The sequence below is a fragment of the Pseudomonas sp. GW821-FHT07E12 genome (assembly GCF_058986605.1).
In genome coordinates, this window is the sequence record NZ_JBYSVX010000019.1 from 61687 (window position 1) to 86440 (window position 24754).

Sequence of the window (24754 nt, forward strand, 5' to 3'; positions counted from 1 at the left end):
CCTGCGAGAGTTCAGCCATGTCATGTTCAATTGCCGATCGCCGATCGCGTGGTATGCAACTTGCGGGTGCTCAGCGGGTGGTCCAATACCTTGAGCCGAGTAACGGTGTCAGGTTCTCTTACGCGGTAGGTGCGATGGATTTGCGGGGTCGATGTGCGGACCTGATGCCGGCAAAGCGGTGGGTCTTGGCCTCGACCATGGCACGGAAGGCATCCTGGCCGAGGGTGCGCTGCTGTTGGAGGTGGGTGCGGATGTCAGCCAGTGGTTCGTTGGTCAGAGCTTCATTGAGCAAGTCGCGATAGGCGCTGGATCGTCCAGCTGGGCCAATGCCAAGGGCAAGCCAGGGTGAATAATGCGAGCAGGTTCTCCCCTTCTCTGCTGACATCGAGCAAGACTGCTATATCTAAAGGGAGGTCGGCGTGCCACGTTGTGAGAAGTCGACCTGACTCCTTTACTCACATCAGTTGCCGAAGATCGCCGGATAGCGCCGCTTCAAGTCGTCCAGGTCGATCACGATGGCCGTGGGTAGCGGGCACGCGCCCAGGTCGATCTTGCCGTCGAGATAGTCGGCAATGAACTTGCCTTTGACCGTGATTGTGGTGCCGTTCAACGCCTTCTGCTTTGCTTGCAGCCCGCCGGGGTTGGCGATGGTCAGGCAGTAGGCCTGGTAGTCCTTGGGATCGAACGCGGGATCGTTGGCGTCCCAGCGTCGCTCGAACTCGGCCTTCAGTGCCCGGGACTCGTACAGGTTGTGCGCTTCCGGTACCAGGGTCAGGTAGCCCTCCACCACTACGTCTTGTTCGTGGTGGGCCTGTGGGTGAGCGTTCAGTTCGCTGGGCGACACGGTGTCGGCGCTGGCGCCAGCACCGGTTGGCGTCGAATGGACACAGCCGGCAAGTGCCAGGGCGAGGAGCAGGAGGGGGGCACGGGGGCTTGTCATGGCTAGTCCTATGGAATGTGGAACAGCTTCTGCTCGCTGTTCAAGTTCTGCTGCATGACGCGTTCCTGGCTCTTGTTCATTGCGCCCTGCGGATAGGAGAACTGTAGTTGTCCGCTGTTGATCTCATGCCAGCCCACTTGGCCTTGGGACACCGTCGCCGTGGGAATGCCGGCGCGCAAGGATTGCGTGTCGCCGTAACCGCCGTTGAGCTTGGGTGCATCCACCATGTCATTGGATTGGTTGGGGCCGCCGTCGGAAGATGCGTGGAGCGGAAAGGCGGCATGCAGCGGGTCTTGTCGCACCCGTTTGCAGAAATGGCAGCCATCAGATGCGGATAACAGTCCTTGGCGCATGCTGCCGCCCGTTCCCTTGCCAACCGTCAAGAATCCGAGTGTCATGGGCGACTTCCGACTCGGCTCGGCCGAGATCGCAACCATCCAGGTCACTCATGTGCACTCAGCTTCGCTGATGTATCGCCGGGTCGTATCCCCTTATCGCATGGAGTTTCGTATGAACGTTTTGAAGAATGTCGTCAGGCGCTGGGCCCTCTTGCTGGTCGCAGGTGTCGTTCTGCCAGTCATGACGGCATCGGCCGCGCTGCCCCAGGGCGCCACCGCGCCGGAGTTCAATCTGAAGGCGGCCTTGGCCGGGAAGCCAACGACCTTCGACCTCAAGGATGCGCTCAAGCATGGGCCGGTGGTGCTCTACTTCTTCCCGGCCGCCTTCACCGCCGGTTGCACCATCGAGGCTCATCTGTTCGCTGAAGCGACTCCCGATTTCGAGAAGCTGGGGGCGTCCGTGGTGGGCGTGACGGCTGGCAATCTGGATCGGGTCGAGGAGTTCTCCAAGGCCGAATGCAGGGACAAGTTCGCCGTCGCGGCCGATCCAGGCGCGAAGGTGGCCGCGAAGTTCGACGCGACCATGCAGGCCGACGGCAAGACCCTCTCCAATCGGACCTCGTTCGTCATCGCGCCGAATGGCAAGATCCTTCTCAGCTACACCGATCGCAGCCCCGAGAAGCACGTGCGGATGACGATGGATGCGGTGAAGGCATACAAGGCCGGCAAGTAGCCGAAGCGGGGTCAGCTCCAGCGGTAAGCCAGCTTGACCCCGTTTCCGGAAAGCGATCTGGAAGTACAGGAGCGCAACGAGTGATATTGAACGACCTATTGCCCTTCCTCGGAAATTCGGAGCTGAGCACGAAGCTTGATCAGTTCCTGATATCTGCGGGAGCGAGCATCCAATCCTTGTCCGCCCAAACACTCCGCACCGAAGGCTCGGACGCCATCGAACTCAAGTCGCTGGGGTTGGAGCTGGCATTCTGGGAGCGGGAAGGCTATGAGCGGAAGATGGGCACCCCGAAGGATGCGGGCAAGGCGATCCTGGCGGCGGTGTTTGCGTATGGCCCAGGCGGCAAGAGCTTCAAGCCCTACACCGGGCCGATCCCGTTCAGCAGCGGCCCGATCATCAATCGACAAGATGCGCTGAGCGAATTCGGTACGCCGGATGTGACCGAAGAAGATGATGATGTGATCGAATGGGACCAGTGGATCAAGGACGGCTTGCAGGTGCGTGCCACCTACCATGACGATGGTTCGCTGTGGAATCTCTCGTTCTCGATTCCTTTCAAGTGATGTCTTGCGCGGCTTGGGTTCCGCAGTGCCAATGACGCGAGTAGGTTTCTTGCCGGTTGAGGGATCGGCTTTCCGTGGTCGATGGGTGCGGCTGGATGCAGGTGAGTGGATCTGGCCCTCATTGCCCCGCTGAAACGGGATCAGGTCGAAAAACAACCCGATCCCGTTTGTTTCCAGGCCTCAGTCAAGCTTTGTCCAGCCGAAAACCAGCCATTTGTACTGCGATGCCTTATCGGGGTCTGCCGTGTAAGTCATCTGCATGTCACCGGCTTCGGCGTAGATATCGAGTCTGGGAGCAGTGTCGAGGTCAAGCCACAGCGAGTCGTTCCTGAAAGACCAGGTTCCGCACCAGACACAGGCACCTGACTCGGGATCACCCGGTTGATGGAAGTTGTAACGGCCGTCCGGCTTGATCTCGAGGTAATCGAACGCACCGTAAAGTGCAGTTACCGTCTGCTGAAACTTGGTAGCGGCGGCCTCCTGTTCCTGCGTCGGCGAGCCTTCCAGATCTCGCGGTGGCCGGATCGCGGATCCGGTCAGTGTCCATTTTCCAACGAAGTCTTCCTTGGTCGGGAGATATTCCGTCTGGGCGTGTGCCGAGGAAATTGGAGAAAGCACCGGGGTGCAGTACAGGCCGGTTCCGGCGATTGCGAAGAACATCGCGGTGGCGAAAAATTTCCTTGTCCTGTTCCGTGGAGAGCTCATTGTTTTCCCGAAAAGTATTTAACTTGAATTAAATGGTTGAAAATCCGGGGAGCGACAGGAGTTGCAAGAGCGCGCCCGGTGAAGTTCGCCTTCCTCTTCGGCGAATTGAGCGATTCTAGAATAAAATCCGCCGAGCGTCGCACTCTTCTGACGCGCCGAGAGCATGAGGCAGACCAAAGATATCGTTCCAGGCCAGTCGCTCGGCGGCGTTGCGCTGCAGGTACCTGTCGATGCGTGATTGCCGGCCTTCAGGATCATCATGCGCTCGAAACTTCCGAAGGCGTCGTGCCCGTTGATGGCGAACTCATCAGCACTGCCGGGTGATCGGTAGGGTTCGGAGGGGCTCATCACCGCGTCGTCCATGAACGCGACAAGCCATCAGTCGATGCCTGGCATCGATAAATAAATTCAATAAGTGACCAAATGCGTCGAGCTTCGCAAAAAATTGCAACCGAAGGAATTTGATTTAGCGGAATTTGAATGATCGCTGTCTCACTTCGGGGAAAAGGTTCCGCGATCAAGTTTCAGAAAGGTTCGAAGCCTATATTGGCTCCTCGCCAGATCCCCATGCCTTCCGGGCCGTCTCATGAAAGTTTTTCTCTCTGCGTCGATGTTGTTCGCTCTGTTTGCTGTAACTACGGTGCAGGCGCAGGACGGACCGCCGCGAAGAAGCGGCCAAGGGAGGATGGAGCGGGGCATGGCGGGGCCCGGTGGTCAGCCCCATCAATTCCACGGCGATTTTCGTCACTTCGGACCGGACGATCGAATGCTGTGGGCCGATGGGCGTTGGCGGCACGATTATTTTGATGGTCGCTGGGGTTGGTGGTGGGTCGTGGATGGCATGTGGTACTGGTACGACCAGCCTGTCTATCCTTACCCCGTCGTGGTTTCGGTGGTGAATCGCGCGCCATCGCCTCCGGTGGTGTATGCGCCGCCCGAGCCCGCAGTGCCCGTCGCGCCGCCGCCGCGCTTTCGTTACTTCTGCTCGGACCGTGGGTATTACCCGCAGGTGCAGACGTGCCCGACCGACTTCGTCAGGCAGCCGATTCCTTGAACCGATTCTTCGAGAAGGTGCGACACATGAACACACGAGTATGGAGCGCCTGTGGCGTCGTGCTGGCGCTGGCGGGCTGCGCGACCACGCCGATGGCGCCTACCATCCGGGTGATGCCGGCCCCCGACCAGCCGTTCCAGGCTTTTCAGGCCGACGATGCGGAGTGCCGCCAGTACGCGGCCAATTCGGTAAGAGGGATGACGGACCAGGCCAACAACAAGACGGCGGGCGCCACGGCGTTGGGGACCGTGCTGGGTGCAGCGGTGGGCATGGCCTTGCGCGGGCCGGGACCTCACGACGGCGGGATCGTGGCGGTGGGAGCGGCCACGGGAGCCGCGGTTGGAGCGAGCAATGGCAGCTCCTCGTCAGGTACGACGCAGTACAGCATCCAGCGGGCGTACGACAACGCCTACGCGCAGTGCATGTATGCCAAGGGCGACCAGGTACCCGGCGTGGCAATGCCAGCGCATCAGGAGTGACGGCGGCTTTTGGCGGTATCGGCGTGGATCGCGGGATCCAGGTCGATGCAGTGCGTGTTAGCTGAGTCGGCCGACGTACTCCAGGGCCGCTGAGTGCGCCATGTCGTTGGGGTTGGTGCCGGGAAGATCCTGCGGCACGTCCATCCCCTTGCTGCGATAGAAATCGATCCAGTACGCGGGAATCTGCCCGGTCTGGGGATTCTTGAAATTCATCGGCTGCAGGGCGAACACCTGGTGTGCGCGGAACGCGCGCTCGATGAAATCGGAGCAGTAGTAGCTGTCCTCGGCCTGCACGTAGGTGACGTTGTACGGCTTGCCGAGCATGCGTTGCGCCTGGGCGATCGCGTCAGGAATGGCATCGCGATATCGGTCCTTGAGCCGATAGACGAACACCTGCCGGTGTTTGGCTTCAGCCTCGTCGAGGAACTCGGTGAGCACCTGCTGCCGGGAGCCCTTCTCGTCAGCATGCAGCACTACATCGCCGGCCTTCTTGTGCGCCACCATGCCGATGTGGTCGAAGCTGGGTGATCCCGTCTTCGCTGTGGCCTCATCGATGGCGCCGCTCAGGCCGGTAGTGCCGGCGGTGACGAACAGCAGGTCGCCGTCGAGCAGGCGCAGCGCCCAGGCCGACGGGGAGAATGCCGACGTGGTCAGCAGGGAGATCAACAGCAGAAACGTCCGCATGCGCATCGTGTGATGTGGTCAGGGGGTGGGGCATTATCGCTGTGCCGGACCGAAGTGCGCTTCAGGCGGACGAATGTCCGAGTTAAGGGGCCTCCCGGGCGACGGGAAAAAGCGGCCGGGCTCACTTCCGTCACGTCAGCGGGCCTGACACGATGCATGGGCACGCTGATACGAATCGCCCATGTATTCTCCGGAAAAGATGACCGTGAAAGTTGCAAAGAACGAAGCCGAAAGCCGACCGGTCGCAACTCGGCTGTATGCGATCCTGGCGCGCGAAGGGCACACGGGCGTGATCTTCCGCCGCGGCCCTACCAGGCGGGTGCAACTCATCGGCTGGGATCTGCGTATGGATACCTTCGAGCACAGTCAGCGGTTCAAGGGGCGCATTCGTCGTCTGCCAGGGGGGCGGGCATGCGGTGAAGTTGTTCTACCCGGTTTTCGATCAAGTCGATGAAAATAGCGGATTGAAAAAATCACAGGGGATGGCAATGCAAATATGGAGAGTGGTAGTCGCGTTGGTTTTTGTGGGCGTCGGAAGTTTCGGGATCGCCATGCTTGCATCAGCACAGGAGACCAGCGCAGTCGAGAGCAAAGGGTCGACGTCTGATGCCATCGCTTTTGCGGAAGGAATGGCGCGAAAGCTTTATCGGCATGATGAGGCAGCGGCGACTGCCACCGATATGCTGCTGGAAAATCGTGAGTTCGCCCGCGATAAGCGCATACAGGGCTGGATCACCGAGGAGCGCAATGATGCGATCGTGGTGACTTTCATCGATGCGACACCAGCAGCGCTGTATCGCGTCGCGGTTCCCGTGAGCTCTGCGGAGAAGCCCGCGCTGGAGGCCTTTGCGACACCGGCGCCATTGGATGGCTACGAAGCGGGTGCGGCTGCTGCACGGGAGGTGGCGCTAAAGGTGAACTTCGAGGCGTGCCCAGGCACCTACAATTCTGTCGTTCTGCCGGCGGATGAACCCGGCCATTGGTTGGTCTACTTCCTGCCAGGGACAACCAACCGCTCGGTCATACCGTTGGGGGGTGCCTATCGTTTCGAAACCGATGGTCAGGCAATCCTGTCGCAGCGTGCTTTCACCCGTAGCTGCGTGACGTTGAAAAACGATCCGCGCTCGGTTGGGATGATGATCACCCATCTGATGGATCCGACACCCACCGAGGTGCACGTATTCTGGAGCCTGTGGGCGAACAAGCCGATGTTCGTCAGTACAGCGAAGGGCGTCGTGTGGAAGATCGAGGACGGGAAGATCTTGCCGCTGGAGGAGTAGCGATGGTGAGCGGTAGGTTGATTGCCCGATGAGCCGTGTGCGGCAGCACGCCTGGTGCCAACTGGATCTGCCGGATGCGTACGAATTAGCAACTGGCAGCGCTGTCATCGCTGTGACCAGGCCAAGTGATGTTGACTATGAAAAACACATCGTGCCTTCATATCCCGGCCGGCTGGACCAGGCCGATCTGAAATCGGCCGCGGCGAATCCGTACACAAGACCATAAATGGAGGAGGGACCATGGAACTTGCGTCACTGAAAATGATAGCGCTAACTCGCATCCTGCCCGCGGCGCTTGCCCTGGGCGCGGCGGCCGGGGTGAATGCGCAGCAGGTCTGCAGCAACCAGACCGGCACGCATAACGGGTATTTCTATTCGTTCTGGAAGGATGGCGGCTCGGCCTGCGTCACCTTGGGCAATGACGGCAACTACAGCACCAGCTACACGCTCGGCGGCAGCTACAATCTGGTCACCGGCAAGGGCTGGGCGACCGGCAGCAGTTCGCGGCGGGTCGGTTACAACGCCGGTGTGTTCGATCCGGGATCGAACAGCTATCTGACGCTGTACGGCTGGACCACCAGTCCGCTGATCGAGTACTACGTGGTCGACAACTGGGGCGGGTTCACGCCTCCGGGCGGCGGCACGTTCATGGGCACGGTCAGCAGCGATGGCGGTACCTACAACATCTACCGCACGCAGCGGGTCAATGCGCCATCGATCATCGGCACCGCGACCTTCTACCAGTACTGGAGCGTGCGCACCTCCAAGCGTGCGACCGGTACCAACAACACGATCACCTTCGCCAATCACGTCAACGCGTGGAGCAGCTACGGGATGAATCTGGGAACGCACAACTACCAGATCATGGCGACCGAAGGTTTCGGCGCCAATGGCAGTTCCAACGTTACGGTGTGGCAGCAGTAAGAGGTGTTCCATGGGGCCGGGCGTGCGTCCGGCCCTGTGGGGAGCGGGGTATTCGAGCTGCAGGGTGGGTGATATGGGGAAGGCTCGTCGGGACTGAAGTCCCTCCCACAGGGGTTATCGACTGGGGTTCGAACCTCGGGTTTCTCGCGTGATCAGCTGGTGACGGCAACCACCGTCTTCGCGCCGACACGGCGGCGCTCGGCGCCCATGTCGCACAGCGGCCGCACTTCGATGCTGCCGTAGCGTATCCAGGGGAATTCGTGGGCGATGCGGACGGCTTCGTCGATGTCCGCGGCCTCGATCAGGTTGAAGCCGGCCAGGAACTCCTTGGTCTCGGCGAACGGGCCGTCCAGCACCGTGCTGCGGCCGCTGCGCATGCGCACCGTGCGGGCCGCGGCCGGCAGCTCCAGCTTCTGGTAGGCCAGCAGGATGCCCTGTGCCCTCAGTTCTTCGGCGTGGTCCAGGCAGCCGCGCATCAGCACATCGTGCTCGGCGTCGGGCAAGCCGGCGAGCAGGTCGGGATCGGGGTAGACCAGCAGCAGGAATTGCATGTCGGTGCGTGCTTGCGGGTGGGGCGACATCCTCGCACAGGGCCGGTGACGGACGATGCTGCGGTGCCGCGAAAAAATTCTTTTCCCGAGTCTGTCGATTCTTCTCCTTCCCGTTCGTCATACAGGGTGAAGGTGGGCATTCCGCCCCACGGGAGCAGAGCGATGAAAGTGATGGTGATGGTCCGGGCCACGCGCGAGTCCGAGAGCGGGACGATGCCGGACACTGAATTGATAGCCGCGATGAGCCGCTTCAACGAGGAACTGGTCAACGCCGGCGTGATGCTGGCCGGCGAGGGCCTCAAGCCGAGTTCGCAGGGGGTGCGGGTGCGTTACGACGGTGCGGCGCGGCATGTGTTCGACGGGCCGTTCGCGGAAACCAAGGAGCTGATCGCCGGCTTCTGGCTGTGGCAGGTGCGTTCGATGGGCGAGGCGGTCGAATGGGCCCGGCGTTGTCCCAATCCATTCCGGACTGAATGCGAGGTCGAGATCCGCCCGCTGTTCGAGGCCGAGGATTTCGGCGAGGCCTTCACTCCGGAATTGCGCGAGCAGGAAGAACGTCTGCGCGAGCGCATCGGCACGCGTTGATGCCACCCCAAGCGACGGATTCCAAGGAGACGATGATGAAACTGATGCCTTACATGATGTTCCAGGGCCAATGCCGCGAGGCCTTCCAGTTCTACGCGCAGGTGCTGCGCGGGCAGATCCTGTCGAGCGTGACCTACGGCGAGATGCCGCCGATGGAGGGTGGGCCGATGTCGGATGCGATGAAGCCGCTGATCGCCAACATCCACCTGTTGGCCGAAGGCGCCGAGCTGATGGGGGCCGATGGCGCCCAGAATGGCGATGGTGGCGCCACCACGACGATCAACATCGACGTGGACAGCAACGAGGAGGCTGAGCGCATCTTCGCTGAGCTGTCCGTCGGCGGCCGGGTGATGGCGCCGATCGGCGAGACCTTCTGGGCATATCGCTGGGGCATGTTCACCGACCGCTTCGGCAAGCCGTGGATGGTCAACTGCATGAAGCCGTTCCAGGCCGAGGTCCAGGGAGGTGCGTCATGAGCGGCACGGTGCGTTTCCACCGGGTGCTGAAGGCACCCGCGGCGCGGATCTACCGGGCCTTTCTCGATGCCGAAGCGCTGGCCAAGTGGCTGCCGCCGCATGGCTTCACCGGCAAGGTCCACGCGATCGACGCGCGCGTCGGCGGCCGCTACCGGATGTCGTTCACCAACTTCAGCACCGGTGCCGTGCATGCGTTCGGTGGTGAATACCTGGAACTGGTGCCCGACCAGCGCATCGTCCACACCGATGCGTTCGACGATTCCAACCTGCCGGGCACGATGCGCACCACGATCGAGTTCAAACCTGTCTCGGTCGGCACCGAACTGAACATCGTGCAGGAGGGCATCCCCGATGCGATCCCGGTCGAGGGCTGCTACCTGGGCTGGCAGGAGTCGCTACAGTTGCTCGCGCAGCTGGTCGAAGCGGAGATTCCCGACGGCGCCTGATGCAGGGGTGCCATCGGTTACCTGAACCTGAGAGGAGAACTGCAATGAGCTACGTGGACGGATTCATCGTGCCGGTGCCGGAGGCGCGGCTGGACGAATACAAGAAACTGGCGCGGCTGGCCAGGAAGGTATGGATGGAACATGGCGCGCTGGCGTACCTGGAAAGCGTGGCCGACGACGCGCCGGCAGGCAAGCTGACCTCGTTCCCGAGGTCGGTGAAGCTGAAGGAGGACGAGGTGGTGGTGTTTTCGTACATCCTCTACACCTCGCGCGCGCATCGCGACAAGGTCAACAAGCTGGCGATGGCCGACAAGCGCCTCGCCGGGATGGACATGAAGAACATGCCGTTCGATGGCAAACGCATGATCTGGGGCGGCTTCAAGACCATCGTGCAGTCGTGAGCGCGGCTTGCATCGGCGTTGGCGCGGTGTTGTGATCCGCGCCGATGACACGTTCCGATCTGCATGCCACCCTCGATACGCTGTGGCGGATGGAAGCATCGAAGCTGGTCGCGCGCCTGGCGCGGATCGGAGGCGACATCGATGTGGCCGAGGAACTCACCCAGGAGGTCTTCGCCGCGGCGTTGGAGCGCTGGCCGCGCGACGGGGTTCCCGAAAACCCCGCGGCATGGTTGATGACGACGGCGAAGAACCGCGCCATCGACCAGCTGCGCCAGCGCCGGCTGCATGCGGGCAAGCACGCCGAACTGGCGCTGGAACTGGAAGGCGAGTCATCCATGCGCGACGACCCCGCTCGCGATGCAAGCCTGGAAGACGACATCGGCGATGACATGCTGCGGCTGGTGTTCGTGGCCTGTCATCCGGTGTTGCCGGCCGAGGCGCGCGTGGCATTGGCATTGCGCCTGCTGTGCGGGTTGAGCACGCCGGAGATCGCGCGGGGCTTCCTGCAGCCGGAGCCGACCATCGCGCAGCGCATCGTGCGGGCCAAGAAGACGCTGGCGCAGAAGCAGGTGCCGTTCGAGGTGCCACGCAGGGAGCAATTGCAGGAACGCCTGGATTCCGTGCTGGAAGTGGTCTATCTGGTGTTCAACGAAGGCTACTCGGCCAGTGCCGGCGAGGACTGGATGCGGCCGGCATTGTGCGAGGAAGCGCTGCGGTTGGGACGCGTGCTGGCCGGTCTGATGCCGGGCGAAGCCGAGGTGCATGGCCTGCTTGCGCTGATGGAGCTGCAGGCCTCGCGCAGCCGCGCACGCAGCGATGGCCGGGGTGGGATCGTGCTGCTCGATGCGCAGGACCGCGCACGCTGGGATCGGCTGCAGATCACACGTGGCCTGCAGTCACTGCAGCGTGCGCAGCGGCTCGGTGGCGGTGACGGCTTCTACGTGTTGCAAGCGACGATCGCCGCCTGCCATGCGCAGGCGCTGCGTGCCGAGGACACCGACTGGGCGCGCATCGCCATGCTGTATGCGCGGCTGGCCGCGATCGCGCCGTCGCCGGTGATCGAGCTCAACCGCGCCGTGGCGGTCAGCCGTGCCGAAGGCGCAGCGACGGCACTGCCGCTGGTGGAAGCGCTGATGGAGGACCCGGGGGTGCGCGACTATCCGCAGCTGCCGGCCTTGCACGGCGACCTGCTGGAAAAGCTCGGCCGCCATGCCGAGGCACGCATCGCGTTCGAGCGCGCGGCGGCATTGACCGGCAATGCACGCGAGCGCGAGCACATGCAGGCGCGAGCGCGTGTCTGTGGCGGGTGATCTGATCTTGGGTTCCTGATCGGTATCCACCTTCGGTTGTCGCATCAAGACCAGCCGTCCTCCCCGTGCAGGCGGGGGGCGGCGACTTGAGCTTTTATTGAGGCAAGGCACTGGATCCCTACCTGCGCGGGGACGACGGTGTCGGGTGGACGGCATCCCCATGCCGTCATTCCGGCTTTACCCGCCATTACGCGCCATCCGGCTGTTGTGAAGCGCTTCGGCTTTGAAAAAACGCCTCGCGGGAATGGATGACACGCCCTGGGGTTGATCGCGCCATGACTCACGACCCCCTGACTTCCGGCCCTCCACTTCGTACCGCTGCTGGCGTCGAATGGCGCCATTCCACCGGTTGGGGAGCAGGGCCGTGCTGAGATGCCTGATGGTCGCGATCGCGCTGGTCACGCTGGCTCCTGCGCATGCAGCGCAACCAGTGGCCGAGACGTTGGATGGAAAGCCGCTCACTTCCGTATCGATTGACGGGGAGGTCGAGCGCCTCATGCAGGCCAATCAGGTGAAAGGGCTGGCGCTGGCCTTGATCCGCGATGGCCGCGTGGTCTACAGGCGCGGTTATGGTCAGCGCGACGTGGAACGCAACCTGCCACTGCGCGACGACACCATCATGTACGGGGCATCGCTGACCAAGGCCACGTTCGCGTACTACGTGATGCAACTGGTCGATGAGGGCTTGATCGATCTGGACCAGCCCATCGCGGACTATCTGGACAAGCCGCTTCCCGACTATGAGCGCTACGCCGACCTGCGAGGTGACGAGCGCTGGCGCAGCTTTACCGCGCGCATGCTGCTCAGCCATACCGCGGGTCTGCCCAATATCCGTTTCTTCGAACCCGACCAGAAGCTGAGCATCCGGCTGGAACCGGGAAGCCGCTTTGCGTACTCCGGCGAGGGCATCAACCTGCTGCAGTTCGTCATCGAGCAGAAGCTCGGTGTGAACGTGGGCGAGGACATGCGCAAGCGGATCTTCGAGCGCTTCGGCATGAAGCGCAGCAGCATGACCTGGCGCGACGACTTCGCCGGCAACCTGACCCAGGGTTACGACGAGCAAGGTGCGATGACGCCGCACGACGATCGTTCTTCGGTCAAGGCGGCTGGATCGCTGGACACCACACTCGCCGACTGGTCGGCCTTGCTTGCGGCGGTAGTACGTGGGGAAGGCCTGAGCGATCGCTCGAAGGCCGAGATGATCCGGTTGCAGGTGCCCATCGACAGCGCGACCCAGTTTCCCACGTTCAGCGAGGCGCGCACCGATGCCCATCGATCGATCAAGCTGGGTTACGGCCTGGGCTGGGGCGTGTTCGAGACGCCGTACGGCCATGCTTTCTTCAAGGAAGGCCAGAACGAGGTGACGGCGAACTACGCACTGTGCGTGCAACCCCGACAGGCCTGCGTGCTGCTGATGTCCAACAGCGTGCGCGCCACGGGCATATTCAAGGAACTTGTCGACTTGCTGATGGGGCCGACGAATCTGCCTTGGCGCTGGGAGGGTTATGTGCCTTACCAGATGAAAGCGAACGCATCGCAGTGAGCTTGAGGTGTTTCGCGGCGATGTCCCTTGCCAGTGCAGAGAGGATCCTGCCGCGCGCCAACGCCGATCGCCAACTCGTCGGAGTGCGTGAGACGCATCGACAACTGCTCAAGCAACTGCTGACGCCGTAATCGACTACATGCAGTTCGGGCCCGAGCGAAGTGCCGGGCCCTGATTTCGGGATGGCGAGGCGATCAGGTTGCCCTGATCGCTTTGCCGATCCGAAGTTACTGCACCACCGGCCAGCCACTGCTGTCGTAGCCGAGGCGGTTGATGCCCAGGCGCGGCGTGCCGGCATCGTCGTAGTAGTGGTAGACGATGATGTCGCCGTCGGCATCGGTGATCACCGACTGACCGCCCGGCCCGTGCATGCTGCCCTGGCTGGAGTGGATCACGCTGCCGCCGCCGGAGCGCATGTCCACGCCGGACTTGTCCAGATACGGCCCGGTGATCTGGCTGGCGCGACCCACGGCGATCTTGTAGGTACTGGCCGCGCCCTGGCAGCACGCATCGAAGGACACGAACAGGTAGTACCAGCCGTTGGCGCGGTGGATGAACGGTGCTTCCACCGCGCCCGGGCTGGCGCGCGTGGCCAGGCTGTAGCGGGAGGTGTTGCTGGCGAGTTGCTTGCCGGTGGATGGATCGATCTGGATCAGCTTGATGCCGCTCCAGTACGAGCCGAATGCAAGCCACCAGCGATTGGAGGCATCCACGACCAGGTTGCCGTCAATGGCGTTGTAATCGTCGCTGGTGGTGGAGCTGTAGACGATGCCCTGGTTGGTCCAGCTGCCCGGCGCGCCGGTGGTGCTGGAGGCCAGCGCGATCGCCGACTTGTTCGATCCAAAGCTCGACGCTGTGTAGTACATCAGGTACTTGCCGTCGCGATAGGACACATCCGGTGCCCAGATATCGCCGTCGCTGTTGTAGGTGTAGACCCAGCTGGGAATGGTGGAGAACGTCGCGCCGGCGTTGCTGAAAGCGGTGCGATCGGTGCTGGTGAGCGTGGCGTTGTGCGAGCCGTAGACGTAGTAGCGGCCATCGCTGCGTTTGACCATCGATGGATCGTGGATGCTGGTGTCGCCGGTGACCACGCCGGGGCCGACCGCCAGTGCGGCGAGCGGACTCAGCAGCAGCGCTGCCAGCCAGGCCAAGCGTAGATTTCCTTTGCGTGTAGTGCGTGATGCCATGTTCCTTCCCTCCCTCAAGTGGGCCCCGATCCAGGGGCATGTGGTGCACGTTGAATGTCGCGTCGCGTCGAATGGCTCGAGCGAGCCTGACGCGAGCCCGTGCAACCTGATCGGGACGTCGGTGGATGTCCCTGCAGGCAATACGTGGGCAAGCGTTCGGCTACGGGCTGCCGTTTCCTCCCGGTGGCCCCGCGTCGCGACGCGCATATGACGCGCGAACGTGGATTTCGCGGCCTCGACGGGGGTCGCACTTCGCAAGAAAGGATGCGAGGGATGCCGTAATGGTTATCCCGGGGCGTCTGCGGATTTCGCACCCTTGTATGATGTCGGTCGCCAGCGGGCGTCGCCGCCGCCATCGCGTCGCGGCGAATTTTCCTATCCGTCTGGAGTCCTGCGTGTCTTCCAATCCGTTGTCGCCTGTCGGCCGGCTGTTTGCCGTTGCCGCGTTTCTCGAAGCTCTGACCTGGGCCGGCCTGTTGATCGGAATGTGGCTGAAATACGGCCTGCAGACCACCGAACTGGGCGTGTGGCTGTTCGGCCGCCTGCACGGCGCGGCCTTCCTGTTCTACGTCGGCGTCAGCCTGGTGGCGGCGATACGCCTGCGCTGGCCCTGGTGGGCGTGGCTGCTGAGCCTGCTCGCGGCGCTGCCGCCGCTGGTCACGGTGCCGGTGGAGATGGTCTTCCGTCGCGTTGGCCTGCTCGGCCCCGCCGCCGCGCGCTGAGTTTGATGCGTCGCGTCACTTCGCCATGCAGTGCTGCCAGCGTCCATAGACACGATCGGCGAACCAGGCGGTGGTGAGGTTGCGGGTGATCTTGGGGCTCTCCAGCTTGATGCCGGGGAGTACCGCACGTGGGAGAGAGCGACGGGTAGAGCCTTCGGCCAGCACGAACACCTGTTGATACAAGTCGGTGCGCTCGAAGTCGAGCGTGTCGCCTTTCTCCAGTGCCTGGCGGATGGCGCGATCGTCCAGGCCCAGGCGGCTGCCGAGACTGCGTGCGGCACGTTCGGTGGTACCGGGCGCGTCCAGGTCGGAACCGGGGACCAGCAGATCACCATCGAGCGCGAGCGGGATGCCGCTGGCCTTCGACAACGCCGACTGGAAGGCCGCGTTGCGGCTGGCGTACCAGCCCGCGTTGAAATCGGCGAAGCGATAGAGCGGCGCGACATAGTGGGCCGGATAGCCCAGCAGATGGCGCGTACCGAACCACACGCCGCCGCGCCGTGAGAACACCTCATCGCGGACCGAGCCAGGCATCGGGTAGGGATAGCCATCCTCGTGCGCCTGCGCGAAGGCAATGCTCACCTGCATCGGCCCGGCCGTATGCACGGGATTCAAGCTGCCGAACAAGGTCTTGCCGAGCGGCACGCTGCCGATGAAATCCTCGAAGGTATCGCTGAGGTCCTTCTCGGTGCGCGCCTTGGCGATGCGGTCGCGATAAGCCACCCCATTCGGCGATTTCAGCTTCAATGCGGTGTCCACGACGAACGCCGGCACGTGATGCGCCCCGGCGCGGCGGAGGATCTCCTCATGCGCGACCTTGCCGAGATTGGGCACCGCCGGATTGGCCTGATAGGTGGATTCCTGCTCGATCACCGCCAGCACCGCGCAGATGTTGTCGGCGCTGGTATCGAGCCGCTGCGAGGTCAGCGCGACGTAGACATCGTTGGCCCAGCCATTGCGGTCGGCGATGCCGGCGGGAATGCGCCGGGCGATGTCCGCCTTTACATCGCCCGGGGTACGTTCCGGGGCACGCGGCGCGGAGGTCGCGCAGGCGCCGAGCAGCAGCGCGAGGGTGAGTACCAGCAGCACCCGAGCGGAACTGCTGGGACGCGAATCGGCTGGCAGGTGCGGGGTGCTCATGTGCCATCAATACCGTGCGGCCTGGTCGGGAACAAGTCGGGGAACGCCGCGCCATGCCGGGCAGGGCGCATTCTTCATGCCGCCTTGAAGGGATGGACGTTGCCTGATGGGGTTTGTCACCATAAGCACTCAGGGGAAGGAGCAGGGTGATCAGGATGCGTGGTTGGATCGTTGCGGCCAGTATGGTGCTGGCCCATGTGTTTTCGTCGTGTGCGTATGCGGGGCCCCAGGCGATCGACCTGACGCCCTATTTGAAGAACGACCGCTACGAGCGGGTCAAGATTTCACCGACGGGCGAGTACTACGCGGTCACCATGCCGCTGGAGGACCGCACCGCCCTGGTGATCCTGCGACGGGCGGACAAGCAGGTCACCGCCAAGATCACCGGGCGCGCGGATTCGGTGGTGGACGATTTCTGGTGGGCCAACGACCAGCGGCTCGTGGTGTCGATGGCCGAGCGCCTGGGCGCGCGCGACGAGCCGATCGCGATCGGGCAACTGCACGCGATCGATGCCGACGGCAAGAACGCGCGCTTGCTGGCCAGCCCCTACGGCGTGAACGATACGGTGGGCGTGGCGAGCTTCAAGACAGAACTCGACCCGGCCGTGTTCATGCTGGATACGCTGGCGCAGGATCCGCGCAACGTGCTGGTTTCGTCGATGGCGTTGACCAGCGAGCCCAACGTCTACATCGACAAGCTCGACATCTACACACGCCGCCGGGTGAGGGTGGCCGTCGCGCCGGTGCGCCGTGCCGATTTCATCGCCGATGCTGCTGGCCGCGTGCGCTTTGCCGACGGCGCGGACGTCGGCAACGCCAGCAAGCTCTACTACCGCGACGATGAAGACACCCCGTGGCGATTGGTGAACGATGAGAACACCAGTTTCCATCGTGAGTCCCCGTTGGGATTCTCGGCCGACGGCAAGCTGGCCTATCTGCGCGTGCAACAGGCCAGCGGTCCGGATGCGGTGATGTCCTGGGATCCGTCGACAGGCCAGTACACCACGTTGCTGCGCGACGAGCGGGTCAGTCCTTATCGGATCCTGTACGACCTGGACGGCAAGACACCGATCGGTGCATCGTTCATGAGCGACCGGGTTCGCAATCGTTTCTTCGATGAAAATGGACCGACGCCCCGGTTGTATCGCGCGCTCGAAAAGGGATTCGAAGGCGATGCGTTCTACATCACCTCGGTGACGGCCGATCGCCGGCTGGCGCTGGTGTATGTCTGGAGCGATCGCAACAACGGCGACTACTTCCTGTTCGATACCGTGAAAAAAACCGCCGATCGGGTGTTCAGCCGGCGCGAGTGGTTCCCGCCCGGCGATGTGCCGGCAAGCCGCGAGATCACCTTCAAGGCACGCGACGGCATGCTGTTGAACGGCTATCTGACACTTCCGCTGGGTGCGTCGGCCGGCAAGCCATTGCCGATGGTGCTGCTGCCGCATGGTGGGCCGTTCGGCATCTTCGACACCTGGAGCTTCGACGACGATGCGCAGATCCTCGCGGAAGCGGGTTATGCGGTGCTGCGTGTCAACTACCGGGGCTCGGGCAACTACGGTCGCGCGCATGTCCAGGCGGGTGCGAAGGAGTGGGGCGGCGCCATGCAGGATGACCTGACCGACGCCACGCGCTGGGCGATTGCTGAGGGCGTGGCCGATGCTTCGCGCATCTGTATCTATGGCGCCAGCTATGGCGGCTACGCGGCGCTGATGGGCGTGGCCAAGGAGCCGGACCTCTATCGATGCGCGGCGGGCTATGTCGGCGTGTACGACTTGGAACTGATGTACAGCGACCAATCAGATCGCGCGCGCTGGGCCAGGAACTGGGCCGGCGACTGGATGGGCGACCGCCGCACGCTGGCTGCGCGCTCGCCGAAGAACCTGGCTGGCCAGATCAAGGCACCCGTGTTCCTCGCCGCGGGCGGCAAGGACGAACGCGCGCCGGTGGCCCATACCGAACGCATGGAAAAGGCGCTCAAGAAGGCCGGTGTGCCGGTGGAAAGTCTGTACTACCCCAACGAGGGGCATGGCTTCTACACCGAACCGCATCGTCGCGAGTACTACACGCGGTTGCTGGCGTTCTTGAACAAATATCTGGGCGGTGCGACCGCGCAGTAGCGCGGTGTCGCTCGGAGCCTGCTCACGATCTGCTGCAGGCTCCGATTTGCTCGTCATTCCCGCGAATGCGGGAATCCAAGGACTTATCTGTTACTCACAGCTCCCGTAGGAGCTGACGTCCATGGATGATCAGCCATTCGGCTGCTGAAAAGCGCTTCCCGCTTTACCAGCCATTCGGCTGTGAAAAAGCGCCTCGCGGGAATGACGACGCTACTCGGGTGTTCAGGGCCGGCAGCACCACTCTCACCCCTTCGGCATCGGCTTCATCAAGTAATTATCCGGCGGCGTAGCGCCCATCAGGTACTCGACGAAATAGTCCCAGCGGCGGCGGGTGACGTACGGGGTGTATTCCTCGCCGTAGCCGTGTCGTGCGTTGGGCAGCATCAGCATGTCGAAGGTCTTGTTGGCCTTCATCAATGCCTGCGCCATCAGCAGGGTGTGGTCCGGCGGCACGTTGTCGTCGAGGGTGCCGTGCACCAGCATCAGCCGGCCCTTGAGCTGGTCGGCCAGTGCCGGGTTGGACTGGTTGTCGTAGCTGGTCTTGCCGTCCTTGTCGGTGGTCAGCAGGCCCTGGTACTTCTCGCCCCAGGCGTCCTCGTAGAGACGATTGTCGTGGTTGCCGCTTTCCGACCAGGCGACCTTGAAGAAATCCGGGTAGCGCAGCATCGCGGTGGTGGAGGCGTTGCCGCCGCCGGAATGGCCCCAGATGCCGGCGCGCGCCAGATCGATCCACGGATAGCGCTGGCCCAGCTCCTTCATCCCGGCGACCTGGTCGGGCAGGGTGTTGTCGCCCATGTCGCCGTACCAGGTGTCGTGGAAGGCCTTGGAGCGCCACGGCGTGCCCATGCCGTCGATGGCGACCACGATGAAACCCAGTTCGGCCAGCGCCTGGTTGCCGCTCTGATCGACCAGGAAACCGCGTCCGCGCACCGAGCCGGTCTGCGGGCCGGGATAGATGTAGTTGACGATCGGGTACTTCTTCGACGGATCGAAATTGGAGGGCTTGAACAGCGTGCCGTACAGCTCGGTCTTGCCATCGCGCGCCTTCACCGTGATCGCTTGCGGCGGCACCCAACCGATCGCCTGCAGGCGGCGGATGTCGGCCTTGGCCACGGTCCTGGTGGTGCGGCCGTCGACGGCATCGCGCAGCACGGTGACCGGCGGCGTGCTGTTGGTCGAATAGACATCGACGAAACGCGTGCCGTCCGGTGACAGGCTGATCGCATGATCAGCTGCCTCGGGCGAAAGCAGCAGCGGCTCGCCGCCGTCCAGGCTCACCTTCCACAGCTGCTGGAAGTACGGATCCAGCCCCGGCGTGCGGCCGACAGCACGGAACCACGCGGTACGCGTCTTCGCGTCCACGCGCAGCAGTTCGGTGACGTTGCCTTCGCCGGTGGTGATGGCGTGCTTGAGCCTGCCGGTGTCGAGGTCGTACAGGTACAGCTGGCCCCAGTTGCTGCGCTCGGAGAACCAGATCGCCTCGTGGCTGTCCGGCAGGTAGGCCCAGTTGGCGCCGACCTGGCCGCTCTCGTAATAGGTCCTGGCGGTCTCGTCGAATGCGGTGCGCACCGCGCCGCTGTTGGCATCGGCGATGCGGAACCACACCTGCTTGTAGTCGCGCGCGGTGGACACGAATGCGAGCGTGTTGCCGTCCGCGGCCCACTTCACGTCGGTCCACACGCCGTCCGATGCGCAGGCCAGATCGTCGCAGAGCGTGGAGCGGCGCTGGTCGGGATCCATCTGCAGGCGCACGACCTTGCGCGTGGGCACATCGACGATCACGCGCTCGATCATCGTCACTTCCTTGTCGCCGGCCAGCGGGTACTTCCACGCTTGCAGCTCGGGATGGCCGAGCTGGGTCTTGACCATGTACATGTCGCCGACCTTGCGCTGGTCCTGGCGATAGGTGGCGATCTTCCTGGAGTCCGGCGACCACGCCACGATGGCCTTGTCGCTGTGCGACCAGCCGGCGTTGTCGGTGGCGTAGCCGTAGTTCTCGCTGCCGTCGCTGGTGAGCTGGGTTTCCTGGCCGCTGGCGAGGTCGCGTACCCACAGGTTCCAGTCGCGGACGAAGGCTTCCGAGCGTGCATCCGGCGAGGGCGTACCCGGCTCCGGCTTGTCCTTGGCGTAGACCTTGCTGCAGACGGCCTTGGTGTCGCAGAACACGGCGGTGCCGCGCACATTGAAACGGTAGCGGCCATCGGCGGCCAGGCTGATGCCACGGATCGGCAGGGCGTTCGGGTCCAGCGGCTTGTCGTCGCTCTTGAGCAGTGGGTTGAGCGCCTTGGCCAACGCCTTCTGCTCGAACAGCGGCGTGGTCTTGCCGGTGGCGGCATCCATGCGCAGCAGGCGGTCGCCGTTGGCATCGTGGTCGACGTAGGCGAAGTGATCGGCATCGAGCCAGTCGACGCGGGTCACGGCGTGATCGACCAGCGGCTGGGCCTGGTAGCCCAGCATCCGTTCGGCGCGCGCGTAATCGGCTTCGGTGACGGTAGCGGGCTGGGCGGCGGCCAGTGACGGCAGTGCGGCCAGGATCAGGGCGCCGAGCAGGCGGCGCGGGACAAGCGTTGAAGGCATCGAGGGATCCCGGAACAGAAGGTCGTCGCGCGCTGGCGCGCGAGTGCTCGATGCTAGCCGCTTCGGCCAGGCCCGGACCCTGCCGGAAGTCGTGCGCGCCGCCGCGTCATGTGGCGGCAGCGCCACATGATTCCGGGCTCAGCGAAGGATCGCGAGCACGCCGTCCAGCGCCAGTTGCGCCTTGAAACCCGCCTTCTCCAGTCGCCGCGCCACCTCGCGCGGCACGTCGCGGCCGCTGGTGAGCTTGTTGGGGCTGCCGGTGTAGTGGAACAGCTTGCCGCCCCGGCGCAGCACGCGCGCGAGCTGGTCGTAGAACGCCTGCGAATACAGCTCGCCGGCGATGCCGAAGCGCGGCGGATCGTGCAGCAGCGCGTCCACCGAGGCATCGGCGATCTGCGCGATCGCCTGCGAGACATCGGCCTGCGCCAGTTGCAGGCGGCCGCCGCTGGCGGGCGCGTCCGGGTCCGGCGACCACGGATTGAGCGTGCGCAGCCACAGCACGTCGGCGTTCTTCTCGAACGACTGGATCCGCGTCACCCCGGCCTCCAGGCAGCAGGCGGCGAAATAGCCGAGCCCGCCGCAGGTGTCGAGCACGGTCTTGCCGCGCGGTTCGATCAGCGCGACCTTGCGGCGTGCGTCCTCGAACGGGGACTCCTTCATCGTCGGCAGCATCTTGATGCCGTCGATCTCGAAGGTCGGCGCGCCCCATTCAGTCGGCACCAGCTTGATCAGCGAGCCGGAAAAGCGCGAGACCGGGGCGAAGTCCTCGCCGTCCCAGTAGTGGATGCTGCGGTCCTTCAGCCGGTCCGGGTACGGGTAGCGCTGCCCGGCCCACTGCCAATGCCCGGCCTCCAGCACCGCGCTGCCGGTCGAGCGGCCGAGGTCGAGCGAGCCGTGCCAGTCGGTCGCACCGCTGTCGCGCGCGGCAAGCAGGGCGTCGGCGAGCGGACGGGTCAGCAGCGGGCCGGTGTAATGGGACACGGCGGTGGGGTACCTGACACAAGGGGGCGGGCATCGTAACCGACGCCTTCCCGTCGCCGGCAGCCCCGTCACGAGAGGCGGGGACCCGACAGGAACGGCTTCTCCGGCCTGTCGGGCATGTGGCAGCGGCCCTGCAAATCCCCGAAAGCTTGCAATCCGGGGCGGAAATGTTGTTCATTTGGCTGAACGAGACATGCGTTGCCCGGAAAAGTTCAGATCGGATTCACCCCGAAAAATCAAGAATTTGCCTCCGATTTCAGAGGCCGCGGCAGTTTTCGGAAACCCTGTGTTTCACGAATTTTGAACGACCCTGAACACTCCGCTAGGATTCCGGTTGTGACCCACTCGCCCTTCCGCTTCAGCATCGCCTTCGTGGCCGCCGCATTGGCGTCCGCGGTGGCGATGCCTGCGTTGGCGCAGGATCGCGGCATGGCCCCGGAAGCGCGGCCGATCATGCCGCAGGGCGCGCGCAACGATGGCGGGCGTTCGCTGTCGGAGGCGATCCGGCGGGTGCAGCGCTCGACCGGCGGCCAGATCCTCGGTGCCGAGCGGGTGCCGTTCGACGGCCGCAACATCAATCGTGTGAAGTACCTGGACGACCGCGGCCGCGTTCGTTACATGGACGACACCACGCCCGACGCTTCAGGACCGCGCGTGCCGCGTCCTTCGGAGATGTCGGACGGGCCACCACCACGCGGCGATCACCGGTAAGTACCGATAGTCTGCCGTTATCCCGACACATATCTCAGGCCTGATGGCCATCAACGTAACTAGGGAGAGTTCATGCGTATCCTTCTGGTCGAAGACGAAGCCCCGCTGCGCGAGACCCTGGCGGCACGCCTGAAGCGTGAAGGCTTTGCGGTCGACGCTGCGCAGGACGGCGAGGAAGGCCTGTACATGGGCCGCGAAGTGCCGTTCGACGTCGGCATCATCGATCTGGGCCTGCCCAAGATGTCGGGCATGGAATTGATCAAGGCGCTGCGTGACGAGGGCAAGAAATTCCCGGTGCTGATCCTGACCGCGCGTTCGAGCTGGCAGGACAAGGTCGAGGGCCTCAAGCAGGGCGCCGATGATTACCTGGTCAAGCCGTTCCACGTCGAGGAGCTGCTGGCACGCGTCAACGCGCTGCTGCGTCGCGCCGCCGGCTGGAGCAAGCCGACCCTGGAGTGCGGCCCGGTCGCGCTTGATCTGGCGGCGCAGACGGTCAGCGTCACCGGCAGCAATGTCGATCTGACCAGCTACGAGTACAAGGTGCTGGAGTACCTGATGATGCATGCGGGCGAGCTGGTCTCGAAGGCCGACCTGACCGAGCACATCTATCAGCAGGACTTCGACCGCGACTCCAACGTGCTGGAGGTCTTCATCGGCCGCCTGCGCAAGAAGCTGGACCCGGACGGCGAACTGAAGCCGATCGAGACCGTGCGCGGCCGTGGCTACCGTTTCGCGATCCCGCGCAACGAAGGCTGATCGCAGCGTCCGGTTAGAGAGCAGCGTGCTCGCCCGTTTCTGGTCCGTCAGGAGTTGGCGGCCGCGCTCGCTGCAGGCGCGCCAGCTGCTGGCCGCCAGCCTCAGCCTGCTCGCGTTCCTGGCCCTGGCCGGTTACGCGCTGGACGCGGTGTTCGCCGACACCGCCGAGAGCAATCTGCGCGAGCGGCTGAAGAACTACGCCACCAGCTACGTCAAGAGCATCGAGTTCGTGCGCGATGGCTCGCTCTACATCGGCGAGCAGCCGCCGGACCCGCGCTTCGACGTGCCCGGCGGTGGCGTGTATGCCGAGGTGGTGCGCCCGAACGAGCGCTGGACCTCGATGTCGGCCGAAGGCCCGGTGTTGCCGCAGAGCGGCGGCATGCTGCGTCCGCGCGAAGAACGCTTCGAAGGCCCGCTGCCGATGCTGCAGATCGACGGCAGCCAGGGTGACGTGTACCGCTACGGCATGGGCGTGAGTTATGTCGAGCGCGAACACGGCAACGAGATTCCCTACACGATCTACGTGATGGAGGACGCGCGCGGCCTCGGCGCGCAGCTGCGCCGCTTCCGCGGCAGCGTGTGGTTCTGGCTGGGCAGTGCCGGTGTGGTGCTGCTGTTGCTGCAGGCCTTCATCCTGCAGTGGAGCCTGCGTCCGATGCGGCGCGTGGTGAACGAGCTGACCAAGGTCCAGCGCGGCATGGCCCAGCGCATGAGCGAGAACCACCCACGCGAGCTGGAGCCGCTGACCGACAGCATCAACGCCTTCATCGAGAGCGAGCGCGAGAACCTGGATCGCCAGCGCAACACGTTGGCCGATCTCGCGCACAGCCTGAAGACGCCGCTGGCAGTGCTGCGCACCCAGCTCGACAGCGGCAGTGCGGATACGGAGCTGCGCGAGGAACTGGACGTGCAGTTGCGGCGAATGAACAACCTGGTGTCCTACCAGTTGGCGCGCGCGGCTTCGAGTGGACACAAACTGTTCGCCGCGCCGTTGCCGATCGAATCCAATGCCGAGGAAATCGTGCGCGGATTGGAGAAGGTCTATTCCGGCAAGGGCGTGCTGTGCGAGTTCGAGATCGATCCGCAGGCGCGCTTCCACGGCGAACCGGGCGATCTGCAGGAGCTGCTCGGCAACCTGCTGGAAAATGCCTTCAAGTGGGCCAGGCATCGCGTGCTGCTGACCGCCCGTCCGGAAGGCGCTGCCGGCAGCCGCCGTGCCGGTCTGGTGCTGGCGGTGGACGACGACGGCCCCGGCATCGCGCCGGAGGATGTGGCCAAGATCCTGCAGCGCGGCGTGCGCGGCGATGAGCGCGTACAAGGCCACGGCATCGGCCTGTCGATCGTGCAGGACCTGGTCAAGGGCTATCGCGGCGAACTGCAGGTCAAGCGCTCGGAAGAACTGGGCGGCGCCCGCTTCGAAGTCACGCTGCCGCCGGGACTGTGACGCAGGCACGACCGGATTCGTCGCGCTGTAGCAACTGTCTTGTTTACCCAAGCGCAGGTGTGCCGGCCCAGGCATCACGAGCGCGGGCATTGAGGATCACCAGC

At 63.9% G+C, this 24754-nt stretch carries 29 protein-coding genes; 19 read left to right on the forward strand and 10 right to left on the reverse strand.

Annotated features, from left to right (window positions below; all coding sequences use genetic code 11):
* Positions 1 to 151 precede the first annotated feature (151 nt).
* On the forward strand, positions 152 to 349 hold the full coding sequence (locus AC3WJE_RS12255) for a hypothetical protein (RefSeq protein WP_493731083.1): 198 nt from the start codon (positions 152 to 154) through the stop codon (positions 347 to 349).
* Positions 350 to 460: 111 nt separating this feature from the next.
* On the opposite strand, the gene AC3WJE_RS12260 is transcribed toward AC3WJE_RS12255, so the two are convergent.
* Positions 461 to 940 carry a hypothetical protein gene (locus AC3WJE_RS12260; RefSeq protein ID WP_493731084.1) on the reverse strand — a complete coding sequence of 160 codons (480 nt, stop codon included), beginning with the start codon at positions 938 to 940 and terminating at the stop codon, positions 461 to 463.
* 8 nt (positions 941 to 948) lie between these two features.
* Positions 949 to 1338, reverse strand: a complete 390-nt coding sequence (locus tag AC3WJE_RS12265; RefSeq protein ID WP_493731085.1) for a hypothetical protein — start codon at positions 1336 to 1338, stop codon at positions 949 to 951.
* Here AC3WJE_RS12265 and AC3WJE_RS12270 point away from each other — a divergent pair.
* Together AC3WJE_RS12270 and AC3WJE_RS12275 are read left to right on the forward strand one after the other, a co-directional pair.
* Positions 1337 to 2011 carry a peroxiredoxin gene (locus AC3WJE_RS12270; RefSeq protein WP_493731086.1) on the forward strand — a complete coding sequence of 225 codons (675 nt, stop codon included), beginning with the start codon at positions 1337 to 1339 and terminating at the stop codon, positions 2009 to 2011. The genes AC3WJE_RS12265 and AC3WJE_RS12270 overlap by 2 nt on opposite strands.
* A gap of 86 nt (positions 2012 to 2097) precedes the next feature.
* Positions 2098 to 2574: a hypothetical protein gene (locus AC3WJE_RS12275; protein ID WP_493731087.1), complete on the forward strand. Its 477-nt coding sequence runs from the start codon at positions 2098 to 2100 to the stop codon at positions 2572 to 2574.
* A gap of 180 nt (positions 2575 to 2754) precedes the next feature.
* Here the strand turns inward: AC3WJE_RS12275 and AC3WJE_RS12280 are convergent, their stop codons facing one another.
* Positions 2755 to 3234, reverse strand: a complete 480-nt coding sequence (locus AC3WJE_RS12280) for a hypothetical protein (protein WP_493731088.1) — start codon at positions 3232 to 3234, stop codon at positions 2755 to 2757.
* A gap of 63 nt (positions 3235 to 3297) precedes the next feature.
* Complete coding sequence (locus AC3WJE_RS12285; RefSeq protein WP_493731089.1) at positions 3298 to 3642, reverse strand: hypothetical protein; 345 nt, start codon at positions 3640 to 3642, stop codon at positions 3298 to 3300.
* A 223-nt stretch (positions 3643 to 3865) separates the two neighbouring features.
* Between AC3WJE_RS12285 and AC3WJE_RS12290 the strand changes: the two genes are divergently transcribed.
* Positions 3866 to 4333: a hypothetical protein gene (locus AC3WJE_RS12290; RefSeq protein WP_493731090.1), complete on the forward strand. Its 468-nt coding sequence runs from the start codon at positions 3866 to 3868 to the stop codon at positions 4331 to 4333.
* Positions 4334 to 4359: 26 nt separating this feature from the next.
* A complete protein-coding gene (locus tag AC3WJE_RS12295) occupies positions 4360 to 4812 on the forward strand; it encodes a hypothetical protein (RefSeq protein WP_493731091.1) in 453 nt (150 codons plus the stop codon).
* Between the two features lie 57 nt (positions 4813 to 4869).
* Here the strand turns inward: AC3WJE_RS12295 and AC3WJE_RS12300 are convergent, their stop codons facing one another.
* Positions 4870 to 5496 carry a YiiX/YebB-like N1pC/P60 family cysteine hydrolase gene (locus AC3WJE_RS12300; protein ID WP_493731092.1) on the reverse strand — a complete coding sequence of 209 codons (627 nt, stop codon included), beginning with the start codon at positions 5494 to 5496 and terminating at the stop codon, positions 4870 to 4872.
* A gap of 181 nt (positions 5497 to 5677) precedes the next feature.
* Here AC3WJE_RS12300 and AC3WJE_RS12305 point away from each other — a divergent pair, with 181 nt between their 5' ends.
* The 3 genes from AC3WJE_RS12305 to AC3WJE_RS12315 all read left to right on the forward strand — a co-directional run bounded on the left by AC3WJE_RS12305 (position 5678) and on the right by AC3WJE_RS12315 (position 7700).
* Positions 5678 to 5950 (forward strand): hypothetical protein, encoded by a 273-nt coding sequence (locus tag AC3WJE_RS12305; RefSeq protein ID WP_493731093.1) that lies wholly within the window; start codon positions 5678 to 5680, stop codon positions 5948 to 5950.
* Positions 5913 to 6776: a hypothetical protein gene (locus tag AC3WJE_RS12310; protein ID WP_493731094.1), complete on the forward strand. Its 864-nt coding sequence runs from the start codon at positions 5913 to 5915 to the stop codon at positions 6774 to 6776. Before AC3WJE_RS12305 ends, AC3WJE_RS12310 begins: the two co-directional genes overlap by 38 nt.
* Before the next feature lie 261 nt (positions 6777 to 7037).
* Positions 7038 to 7700, forward strand: a complete 663-nt coding sequence (locus AC3WJE_RS12315) for a glycoside hydrolase family 11 protein (protein ID WP_493731095.1) — start codon at positions 7038 to 7040, stop codon at positions 7698 to 7700.
* 152 nt (positions 7701 to 7852) lie between these two features.
* Here the strand turns inward: AC3WJE_RS12315 and AC3WJE_RS12320 are convergent, their stop codons facing one another.
* Positions 7853 to 8251 carry a YciI family protein gene (locus AC3WJE_RS12320; RefSeq protein WP_493731096.1) on the reverse strand — a complete coding sequence of 133 codons (399 nt, stop codon included), beginning with the start codon at positions 8249 to 8251 and terminating at the stop codon, positions 7853 to 7855.
* 162 nt (positions 8252 to 8413) lie between these two features.
* Between AC3WJE_RS12320 and AC3WJE_RS12325 the strand changes: the two genes are divergently transcribed.
* The 6 genes from AC3WJE_RS12325 to AC3WJE_RS12350 all read left to right on the forward strand — a co-directional run bounded on the left by AC3WJE_RS12325 (position 8414) and on the right by AC3WJE_RS12350 (position 13012).
* Entirely contained in the window at positions 8414 to 8836 is a 423-nt protein-coding gene (locus AC3WJE_RS12325; RefSeq protein ID WP_493731097.1) for a YciI family protein, read from the forward strand.
* A 35-nt stretch (positions 8837 to 8871) separates the two neighbouring features.
* Positions 8872 to 9312 (forward strand): VOC family protein, encoded by a 441-nt coding sequence (locus AC3WJE_RS12330; protein ID WP_493731098.1) that lies wholly within the window; start codon positions 8872 to 8874, stop codon positions 9310 to 9312.
* Positions 9309 to 9758 carry an SRPBCC family protein gene (locus AC3WJE_RS12335; protein ID WP_493731099.1) on the forward strand — a complete coding sequence of 150 codons (450 nt, stop codon included), beginning with the start codon at positions 9309 to 9311 and terminating at the stop codon, positions 9756 to 9758. Before AC3WJE_RS12330 ends, AC3WJE_RS12335 begins: the two co-directional genes overlap by 4 nt.
* A 44-nt stretch (positions 9759 to 9802) precedes the next feature.
* Entirely contained in the window at positions 9803 to 10159 is a 357-nt protein-coding gene (locus AC3WJE_RS12340; RefSeq protein WP_493731100.1) for a DUF1428 domain-containing protein, read from the forward strand.
* Positions 10160 to 10203: 44 nt separating this feature from the next.
* Positions 10204 to 11469, forward strand: a complete 1266-nt coding sequence (locus AC3WJE_RS12345; protein ID WP_493731101.1) for an RNA polymerase sigma factor — start codon at positions 10204 to 10206, stop codon at positions 11467 to 11469.
* A gap of 364 nt (positions 11470 to 11833) precedes the next feature.
* A complete protein-coding gene (locus tag AC3WJE_RS12350) occupies positions 11834 to 13012 on the forward strand; it encodes a serine hydrolase domain-containing protein (RefSeq protein WP_493731102.1) in 1179 nt (392 codons plus the stop codon).
* 227 nt (positions 13013 to 13239) lie between these two features.
* On the opposite strand, the gene AC3WJE_RS12355 is transcribed toward AC3WJE_RS12350, so the two are convergent.
* A complete protein-coding gene (locus tag AC3WJE_RS12355) occupies positions 13240 to 14163 on the reverse strand; it encodes an arabinan endo-1,5-alpha-L-arabinosidase (RefSeq protein ID WP_493731103.1) in 924 nt (307 codons plus the stop codon).
* A 431-nt stretch (positions 14164 to 14594) separates the two neighbouring features.
* On the opposite strand from AC3WJE_RS12355, the gene AC3WJE_RS12360 reads away from it, so the two are divergent.
* Positions 14595 to 14921 carry a DUF3817 domain-containing protein gene (locus AC3WJE_RS12360; RefSeq protein WP_493731104.1) on the forward strand — a complete coding sequence of 109 codons (327 nt, stop codon included), beginning with the start codon at positions 14595 to 14597 and terminating at the stop codon, positions 14919 to 14921.
* 15 nt (positions 14922 to 14936) lie between these two features.
* On the opposite strand, the gene AC3WJE_RS12365 is transcribed toward AC3WJE_RS12360, so the two are convergent.
* Positions 14937 to 16061, reverse strand: a complete 1125-nt coding sequence (locus AC3WJE_RS12365) for a DUF1615 domain-containing protein (RefSeq protein ID WP_493731105.1) — start codon at positions 16059 to 16061, stop codon at positions 14937 to 14939.
* A gap of 155 nt (positions 16062 to 16216) precedes the next feature.
* On the opposite strand from AC3WJE_RS12365, the gene AC3WJE_RS12370 reads away from it, so the two are divergent.
* Positions 16217 to 18181 carry an alpha/beta hydrolase family protein gene (locus AC3WJE_RS12370; protein ID WP_493731106.1) on the forward strand — a complete coding sequence of 655 codons (1965 nt, stop codon included), beginning with the start codon at positions 16217 to 16219 and terminating at the stop codon, positions 18179 to 18181.
* Between the two features lie 243 nt (positions 18182 to 18424).
* On the opposite strand, the gene AC3WJE_RS12375 is transcribed toward AC3WJE_RS12370, so the two are convergent.
* On the reverse strand, positions 18425 to 20758 hold the full coding sequence (locus AC3WJE_RS12375) for a S9 family peptidase (protein ID WP_493731107.1): 2334 nt from the start codon (positions 20756 to 20758) through the stop codon (positions 18425 to 18427).
* A gap of 138 nt (positions 20759 to 20896) precedes the next feature.
* The gene (locus tag AC3WJE_RS12380) at positions 20897 to 21739 is read right to left on the reverse strand and encodes a class I SAM-dependent methyltransferase (protein ID WP_493731108.1); all 843 of its coding nucleotides are present in this window, start codon (positions 21737 to 21739) and stop codon (positions 20897 to 20899) included.
* Positions 21740 to 22075: 336 nt separating this feature from the next.
* On the opposite strand from AC3WJE_RS12380, the gene AC3WJE_RS12385 reads away from it, so the two are divergent.
* The 3 genes from AC3WJE_RS12385 (at position 22076) to AC3WJE_RS12395 (ending at position 24650) form a co-directional block, all read left to right on the forward strand.
* Positions 22076 to 22450: a PepSY domain-containing protein gene (locus AC3WJE_RS12385; protein WP_493731109.1), complete on the forward strand. Its 375-nt coding sequence runs from the start codon at positions 22076 to 22078 to the stop codon at positions 22448 to 22450.
* Between the two features lie 72 nt (positions 22451 to 22522).
* Entirely contained in the window at positions 22523 to 23206 is a 684-nt protein-coding gene (locus AC3WJE_RS12390; RefSeq protein ID WP_079224892.1) for a response regulator transcription factor, read from the forward strand.
* Between the two features lie 25 nt (positions 23207 to 23231).
* Positions 23232 to 24650 (forward strand): ATP-binding protein, encoded by a 1419-nt coding sequence (locus AC3WJE_RS12395; RefSeq protein ID WP_493731110.1) that lies wholly within the window; start codon positions 23232 to 23234, stop codon positions 24648 to 24650.
* The last annotated feature ends 104 nt before the right edge of the window (positions 24651 to 24754 follow it).

Excerpts from the sequence above, each read along its gene's own strand:
- AC3WJE_RS12375 (WP_493731107.1), bottom strand. The coding sequence starts at position 20,758 with ATGCCTTCAACGCTTGTCCCGCGCCGCCTGCTCGGCGCCCTGATCCTG.
- AC3WJE_RS12290 (WP_493731090.1), top strand. The coding sequence starts at position 3,866 with ATGAAAGTTTTTCTCTCTGCGTCGATGTTGTTCGCTCTGTTTGCTGTA.
- AC3WJE_RS12305 (WP_493731093.1), top strand. The coding sequence starts at position 5,678 with ATGTATTCTCCGGAAAAGATGACCGTGAAAGTTGCAAAGAACGAAGCC.
- AC3WJE_RS12315 (WP_493731095.1), top strand. The coding sequence starts at position 7,038 with ATGATAGCGCTAACTCGCATCCTGCCCGCGGCGCTTGCCCTGGGCGCG.
- AC3WJE_RS12260 (WP_493731084.1), bottom strand. The coding sequence starts at position 940 with ATGACAAGCCCCCGTGCCCCCCTCCTGCTCCTCGCCCTGGCACTTGCC.
- AC3WJE_RS12365 (WP_493731105.1), bottom strand. The coding sequence starts at position 16,061 with ATGAGCACCCCGCACCTGCCAGCCGATTCGCGTCCCAGCAGTTCCGCT.
- AC3WJE_RS12280 (WP_493731088.1), bottom strand. The coding sequence starts at position 3,234 with ATGTTCTTCGCAATCGCCGGAACCGGCCTGTACTGCACCCCGGTGCTT.
- AC3WJE_RS12265 (WP_493731085.1), bottom strand. The coding sequence starts at position 1,338 with ATGACACTCGGATTCTTGACGGTTGGCAAGGGAACGGGCGGCAGCATG.
- AC3WJE_RS12270 (WP_493731086.1), top strand. The coding sequence starts at position 1,337 with ATGGGCGACTTCCGACTCGGCTCGGCCGAGATCGCAACCATCCAGGTC.
- AC3WJE_RS12340 (WP_493731100.1), top strand. The coding sequence starts at position 9,803 with ATGAGCTACGTGGACGGATTCATCGTGCCGGTGCCGGAGGCGCGGCTG.
- AC3WJE_RS12390 (WP_079224892.1), top strand. The coding sequence starts at position 22,523 with ATGCGTATCCTTCTGGTCGAAGACGAAGCCCCGCTGCGCGAGACCCTG.
- AC3WJE_RS12345 (WP_493731101.1), top strand. The coding sequence starts at position 10,204 with ATGACACGTTCCGATCTGCATGCCACCCTCGATACGCTGTGGCGGATG.
- AC3WJE_RS12300 (WP_493731092.1), bottom strand. The coding sequence starts at position 5,496 with ATGCGGACGTTTCTGCTGTTGATCTCCCTGCTGACCACGTCGGCATTC.
- AC3WJE_RS12285 (WP_493731089.1), bottom strand. The coding sequence starts at position 3,642 with ATGGACGACGCGGTGATGAGCCCCTCCGAACCCTACCGATCACCCGGC.
- AC3WJE_RS12325 (WP_493731097.1), top strand. The coding sequence starts at position 8,414 with ATGAAAGTGATGGTGATGGTCCGGGCCACGCGCGAGTCCGAGAGCGGG.
- AC3WJE_RS12370 (WP_493731106.1), top strand. The coding sequence starts at position 16,217 with ATGCGTGGTTGGATCGTTGCGGCCAGTATGGTGCTGGCCCATGTGTTT.
- AC3WJE_RS12320 (WP_493731096.1), bottom strand. The coding sequence starts at position 8,251 with ATGCAATTCCTGCTGCTGGTCTACCCCGATCCCGACCTGCTCGCCGGC.
- AC3WJE_RS12295 (WP_493731091.1), top strand. The coding sequence starts at position 4,360 with ATGAACACACGAGTATGGAGCGCCTGTGGCGTCGTGCTGGCGCTGGCG.
- AC3WJE_RS12330 (WP_493731098.1), top strand. The coding sequence starts at position 8,872 with ATGAAACTGATGCCTTACATGATGTTCCAGGGCCAATGCCGCGAGGCC.
- AC3WJE_RS12335 (WP_493731099.1), top strand. The coding sequence starts at position 9,309 with ATGAGCGGCACGGTGCGTTTCCACCGGGTGCTGAAGGCACCCGCGGCG.
- AC3WJE_RS12255 (WP_493731083.1), top strand. The coding sequence starts at position 152 with ATGTGCGGACCTGATGCCGGCAAAGCGGTGGGTCTTGGCCTCGACCAT.